We start from the raw sequence: 6,703 nt of genomic DNA, 5'->3' as shown, positions 1-6,703 counted from the left end.
CTAGGTTCTGTGTGATAAGTTTAATTGACATAGGATCGATCGATCTTTGTGTCCTTTGTGTCTTTGTGGTTCGTTCCACCCCCTCGCTCTTGAGAAATGTATCTTAGAATACATTTTACCCACCAAAGCTGGGAGAGCCTTCTGGTTTCTGTGTGGAAATGAGGTCTATACTGATGGGTTTTTCCATAAAATACCTAAAAGTGTTGCCTAGTAAGCATTTCACGATTCCATAAGCAAAAATTATCACACAAAGTCGAGAAGAGCCGTTTTTTTTCAGTGTTGCCAAAGGCACGGCGTAGCCGTCCAGTAAACAGTAATCAGTGAACTGATAACTCGCATCTGATAACTGATAAATGATAACTGATGAGTGGATCTCAAATTTGCAGAAATAACGACAATCGGCAATTATCAGTAACTCTTAAATTATTACAGATGTATCAGCAGCCGCGTGTAAGCATCCCACCGAAAAACTAATGCGCGGGGGGTTTGGGGGCGGCGCCACGCCCCCAACGGGGGGTTTGGGGGGTAGAACCCCCCAAAAGCTTGGATTGAGCGATAAAATCGAAAGTAAGGCCCGATGTCTCAAGTTAATTGGGGGAGAATTTCTTGGGAATTTATCTCAGTCATAATCTTACCAAAAGTAGCGATCGGGGTGAATAGTGGTTTGACGTTGTTGGGAATTGTATTCTAGCAGGTATTTTCGGGCGATTACTTCCTGTTCTTCTAATAAGAGTAGCTCATTTTGTCCAATTTCTGTATCGGTGGAAAGGAGGATAACTTGAGAGGAAGCAGCGGGAAAATAACGTTCAACTAAATTATGGCGATGGGAAGAATCTAAACGTCCCAGGGGTGTATCGATAGCGATGGGTAAATCTCGTCCGGAGACTCGCGCTAATCCCCACAAAAAAGCGATCGCTAATAGTTGTTTTTCTCCGGCAGAAAGACGGTGTTTAGGCACATTTTGTCCATCGGGACCAAAGAGAGATAGACCAAAAGTATCAGCATCGATCGCTATTTTCTGCACCAGATCGGACTTATGCAATAAATAACGAAAACATTCCGCCACTTCTCCCTCTAATCTATTTAATTTTTTTAAAGTTAAGCGTTCTTTAAATACTTTTAAAGTTTGCTGTGCTTTGACAATAGCATTGACGATATGTTCGTTACTTTGGGATTCTAAAGCTTTCTCACTATAGGCAAATAATTCTTTTTTAGTTTTCTCAATTTTCTTTTTGATTTCCTCATAATTTTTGTGGCTTTGCTCGTATTCCGCTTGAGCATTTAGATAGTTTTTCTGAGCGGTTTTTAAGTTATTACTCAGGGTTTCATATTCTTCGGGAGAGGCTGCTACTGCTAATTCTCGCTCTAAATTATCTAAGTCAGCTTCCAGATTTCTTAATTGTTCCATCGTTTGATGAGCGAGGTTAATTTGTGCCGGTAATTGATGGGTTAAGACTCGATTTAATAACTGGATCGCCTCCTCGTCTAAATCTAAGTAAGGAGCGGTCAAAGAATTGCTATCCTCGGCTAAAAACTGATTTTCTTGCTGTAAAAATTTCCTAATATTCTCTAATTGTTCTAAAGTTAAATTCAGTTTTTCTAAATAAGCAAGTAACTTTTTATCTCTGGATTCTAAAACCGATTGAGCGACTTTAGCTGATTGAAATTGTAGCTCTTTTTCTCCCTGAATTTTAGCGGCTTCTAGGAGAGTAAAAATTAACTTTAATGGTAAAAGTTCCCCTGCTAATTGACCTAAATATTCTCTCTGGTTATCTAACTTTTTATCTAAATCCTTTTTTCTGCTCTCCAATTGACTTCTTTCGGCGGCAATTTTTCCACCATCAATGCGAAATTTATCCGAGACTGCATCAAAATCATTTCTAACCACATCTAAATTTTTTTGTTGAGTTTCCATCTCTTGCCGAGCCAATTCTAAATCCTCTTGGTACTGGGCTAATTTTTTCTCGATCGCTTCAATAGTTGCCAGTTCATTCTCTGCCGCTAATAACCGGCGCTTGCGACTAGCTAAAATATCAAGATCAACGGCTAATCTTTCCGCTAATTCTAACCCTAATAAAGTCTGCATCGAATCCTTAACACTGTCAGGAGGTACATCCTGTTCTGCCAATTCTTTGACCTGTTCCCCATCAAATAAAAACAGGTTAGAAATACCCAAAGGTAATAAAGTTTCAATATATTCATCCCAAGTATTAGCTAAGGCAGGATCGGGCCAATCTTCATCTAAAATACCGAGGGTATCCTTACCATCTTTGGGCTGTTTTGTCCAGTATCTAACGATACGATATTGTCGCCATTGTTCATTAACTAGATGTTCAAAAGCCAGTTCAATTCTCGCTTGATCGATGAGGGAAGCTTGATGATTAACTGCTTGACTGAGAAACTCGGCATAACTTAAATTATTGCGAGTAGAACACTTGGCCCGCGCACCGTACAAAGCCAAACGAATCGCATCCATTAAAGTAGTTTTGCCGCCGCCATTCATGCCTCCTAAAAGGATAATTGGACAGGGATTATTATCTTTTTCGGGACGTAAATTAATCACTTGACGACCGGCGTAGGGACCGAAATTTTGCAAAACTAATTCAGTAAAAATCATTAACAGTCAGCCTTAGTTAAGTCGAAAGTTTTAGGGAATCTCCTGTAAAAATTATATCTGAAAAAGTGTCCCAGATATTTTTTTACACCCAAGAGAAAACCCCCAGATTTTATACTATAGCATTGATCACCATCGCCTAGATATAATTAGGGTCTGCGGAAAAAACTCTAAGATACCCCCGCCTGTCGGCACCCTCTTATTAAGGGGGGCAGGGGGGATCGAGTGCAAAACCTATCTTCTATTTAATTGCAAACAGCTACTTAATTAAAGTCTGCTGATTTTTACTTTCTAGTTCATTACTGAACATTAGCCTATTTTGAAAAAAATCGTTATGATCGGCCTGAATATGCCAACACACCAGGAGAAAATTGCTATGATCACGATCGGCGAATATTTATTCCAGTGTCTCCATAGTTTAGGGGTTAATCATATTTTTGGGGTGCCAGGGGATTATGTCCTCGATTTGATGGATGTTTTGGTGGAAAGTCCGATCGAATTAGTTTGCACCTGTAATGAGCTTAACGCAGGTTATGCCGCCGATGCCTATGCGCGAGTCAAAGGGATGGGTGCTGTCTGTGTCACCTACGGTGTTGGGGGATTTAGCCTCGTTAATGCTGTGGTCGGTGCTTACGCAGAAAGAGTTCCCCTGGTGGTAATTAGTGGGGCTTCCGATCGCTCGATTCGCCGGGATAATTTATTATTACACCACACCACGGGCGATTATAATCTGCAATTTTCCATCATGGAAAAAGTCACGGCTGCTTCAGTTATTCTCACTAATTCCGCCCAAGCTGCCAGTCAAATCGAGCAAACTTTAGCTGCTTGTTTGCATCACAAACGTCCCGTGTATATCGAAATTCCCCGGGATATGGTCTATCGTCCCTATATCCCCTCGGAAAAGCCAATTTATTTACCGGATAATCTCACAGATGCCGCCGCTTTACAAGAAGCCGTTGAAGAGTCGTTTTTTTTATTAGAAAAAGCGGAAAAACCAATTATTTTAGCGGGGGTAGAATTCCATCGGTTTAAACTCCAAGATAAGTTACTGAAACTTTTAGAGGTAACGGGTTATCCCTTGGCCACCACTATTTTAGGTAAGTCGTCAATTTCGGAAATGCAGCCGCAATTTATCGGCACTTATGTGGGAGCATTAAGTCGCGAATACGTTAATAAACGGGTGGAAAATGCCGATTGTGTCCTCTGTTTAGGGGCGATCATGTCCGATATGAATTTAGGCGGATTTACGGCTAATTTAAATCCCAATAATTTGATTAATGCCAATTCCGAGAAAGTAAAAATTAAACATCACTTCTATCAACCGGTGTTTCTAGGGGATTTTATCGATGGGCTAATTAATAAGCTAAGTCACAAAGAAGCAGCTACACTAGATATTAGACCCGCGGCCGAATTGAAGTATTTAGAATTCCTACCCGTGCCAGAGCAAAAACTAACTAATGCTCGTTTCTATGAGCGAATGAATCATTTTATAGCTCAAGAATCTTTTGTTATTTCTGATACGGGGGACGCAATTATTGCCACAATTGATTTATTAATGCCCCAACAAACCGACTTTATTGGTCAGGCATTTTATCTATCCATTGGTTATTCAATTCCCGCCTGTTTAGGAGTAGCTTGTGCCGCCCCCAATACCCGTCCTATCGTCTTTGTGGGTGATGGTGCTTTTCAAATGACCGCCCAAGAACTTTCGACAATTATCCGTCATCATCTCAATCCAATTATCTTTTTAATTAATAACGATGGTTACACGATCGAGCGGGTAATTCAGGATAATATTTATAATGATCTACAACCGTGGAAATATCACCAATTACCGGCAGTATTTAACGGGGAAAGTTGGAGTTGTCAAGTCAGGACAGAAGGGGAATTAGAAAAGGCTTTATCAATTGCCCAGGGTAACATTGATCGCCTATCATTTATTGAAGTACATCTCGATCGTTTTGACTGTTCCCAAGGCTTAACTCGTTTAGGTCAAGCTTTACGTTCACCCCATACTTAGACTGGTTATGCTATTAGGTTTTGACTGTGTGAAGCTGCCCTAAGACACCAGACTGAAACTCTTTTGGCTCCCAAGAGTCAACAATTAAGATACAATCGGTATCTTAATCAAAGTTTGCCAGTGACAACCGCAACTAAAAACCCTATGAATGCTTTTTGGAAACAAATCACCCTACTGAACTTTTCCCCCGCTTCTTGGTCAAAATATAGCTATCTGCATCGTTTCGTCGGCCTTTTTAGTCAATGGCGACAGGGTAGCCGGTTTGTGGAGTGGACAGAATTGATGGGTGCGCTGTTAATCTCTCTCCTTATCGCCACTGCGCCGTTTTTCTCCACCAGTCAAATCGGTTTTTTGCTGTTAGCAATAGCGGGTTATTGGCTACTCTTAACCCTTGTGGATGAAGGCAAAATCGGGGTGACACCGATTCATATTTTAGTGCTTTTATACTGGGGAATTGCCACGGTTTCCACGGCTTTTTCTCCCGTTAAAACCGCAGCTTTGGAAGGATTAATTAAATTAACTCTCAATCTCATCTTTTTTGCCTTTACTGCCAGAATTATGCGCTCACCACGCCTAACAAATTGGATTCTGACTACTTTAGTTTTAACCGCCTTAGCAGTGAGCGTTTACGGCATTCGCCAGCAAATTTTTGGTGCGGAACAGTTAGCAACGTGGAACGATCCCACTTCAGAATTAGCGGGGGATACTAGGGTTTATAGTTATCTCGGTAATCCTAATTTATTAGCTAGTTATTTATTACCCGGTATTGCTTTTAGCGGTGCAGCCTTGTTTGTGTGGCAGGGATGGCTACCGAAAATTTTAGCGGCTTTATTAACTTTAGCCAATGGCGCTTGTTTATTTTTTACCGAAAGTCGTGGCGGTTGGATTGGTTTGATGGTCCTGGGAATTGTCTTCTTATTGCTATTATTTTATTGGTTCAAAAGTTATCTACCGTTATTTTGGCAAACATGGCTTTTACCCTTAGTTTTAGGTGGTTTAGCCGTGGTGATTTTAGGGGCGATTTTGTTGGTGGATCCGCTGCGAATTCGGGTGATGAGTATTTTTGCGGGACGGGAAGATAGTAGTAATAACTTTCGCATTAATGTTTGGGATGCAGTTATTCGCATGATTCAAACTTATCCACTTTTGGGCATCGGACCGGGTAATGATGCTTTTAAGAAAATTTACCCCCTATTCATGAAGCCAAAATATACGGCTTTAAGCGCCTATTCTGTGCTATTAGAAATCATGGTAGAAACGGGAATTATTGGTTTTACCTGTTTCCTCTGGTTATTAGTCACGACTATCGGCCAAGGCATCCATCAAATTAAACTTTTACGCGATAAAATGGATAGTCAAGGCTTTTGGTTAATCGGGGCAATTGCCGCTATGGCTGGAATTCTTGCCCACGGTTTTTTTGATACGGTTTGGTATCGTCCCCAAGTTAGTACCCTCTGGTGGTTAGTTTTGGGTTTAATTGCTAGTCGTTGTTATTCCCCCGCTAGGGATTTTGAGCGTGGCAATTCCCTCCTCTAGGGGTTCAATAATTAATGTCTGGTGCTAGGGATAGAAATGGCAAGATTCTACTGCTTGCCAGCCAAACAATCGCAATGTTGTCAATATCAATTTATTGACAACTTCTCAAAGCTGCGATGTCAGTAATGCCAACCGCTGCCAGGTTGAGGATTTGTTTCAAATTATCCTAAATCTGGTTATTAAAGACTGATTATTTATTAACCCTTTTGCCTCTTTTGCCTCTTGCCTCTTGCCTTTTGCCTGTTCTGATATGTAGCTTATATTCAACGGATTTAGTATTACGGATAGGACTGCTCTGAAGGGTATTTGAAGCTCGTGTAGGCGCAGGCGAGGGGGATTATTAAGAAAAATCACAAACATTCTATCGTACCATCTCTCGGTGGCCAAAGCAAGAGATAATCAAATTAGATCGTTTCCCAGTTTGTTCCGCGCTTGGCGCGATTTCCCAACTGCAATAACGAGAGTGAATCCCTGTGGCCGTTATAGAGACGAGGGAGGAAAATAATGGATCGTTCTCTTAAGTGGGCCGTCGC

Annotated in this window: 3 protein-coding genes; 2 read left to right on the top strand and 1 reads right to left on the bottom strand. The window is 41.1% G+C overall.

Going from position 1 to position 6,703, the window contains the following annotated elements; translation table 11 throughout:
* Positions 1-631: 631 nt before the first annotated feature.
* Complete coding sequence (gene dndD / locus ACE1AQ_RS02760) at positions 632-2,617, bottom strand: DNA sulfur modification protein DndD (protein WP_374807802.1); 1,986 nt, start codon at positions 2,615-2,617, stop codon at positions 632-634.
* Positions 2,618-2,990: 373 nt separating this feature from the next.
* Here dndD and ACE1AQ_RS02755 point away from each other — a divergent pair, with 373 nt between their 5' ends.
* The gene (locus ACE1AQ_RS02755; RefSeq protein ID WP_008201321.1) at positions 2,991-4,634 is read left to right on the top strand and encodes an alpha-keto acid decarboxylase family protein; all 1,644 of its coding nucleotides are present in this window, start codon (positions 2,991-2,993) and stop codon (positions 4,632-4,634) included.
* Between the two features lie 144 nt (positions 4,635-4,778).
* Positions 4,779-6,170, top strand: a complete 1,392-nt coding sequence (locus ACE1AQ_RS02750; protein WP_110544492.1) for an IctB family putative bicarbonate transporter — start codon at positions 4,779-4,781, stop codon at positions 6,168-6,170.
* The last annotated feature ends 533 nt before the right edge of the window (positions 6,171-6,703 follow it).

It is taken from the genome of Microcystis sp. BLCC-F209 (assembly GCF_041928595.1).
Lineage (GTDB): Bacteria > Cyanobacteriota > Cyanobacteriia > Cyanobacteriales > Microcystaceae > Microcystis.
This window is presented reverse-complemented; position numbering and strand designations above follow the sequence as displayed.

Coding starts and splice junctions, on each gene's coding strand:
- ACE1AQ_RS02755 (WP_008201321.1), top strand. CDS start 2,991: ATGATCACGATCGGCGAATATTTATTCCAGTGTCTCCATAGTTTAGGG.
- dndD (WP_374807802.1), bottom strand. CDS start 2,617: ATGATTTTTACTGAATTAGTTTTGCAAAATTTCGGTCCCTACGCCGGT.
- ACE1AQ_RS02750 (WP_110544492.1), top strand. CDS start 4,779: ATGAATGCTTTTTGGAAACAAATCACCCTACTGAACTTTTCCCCCGCT.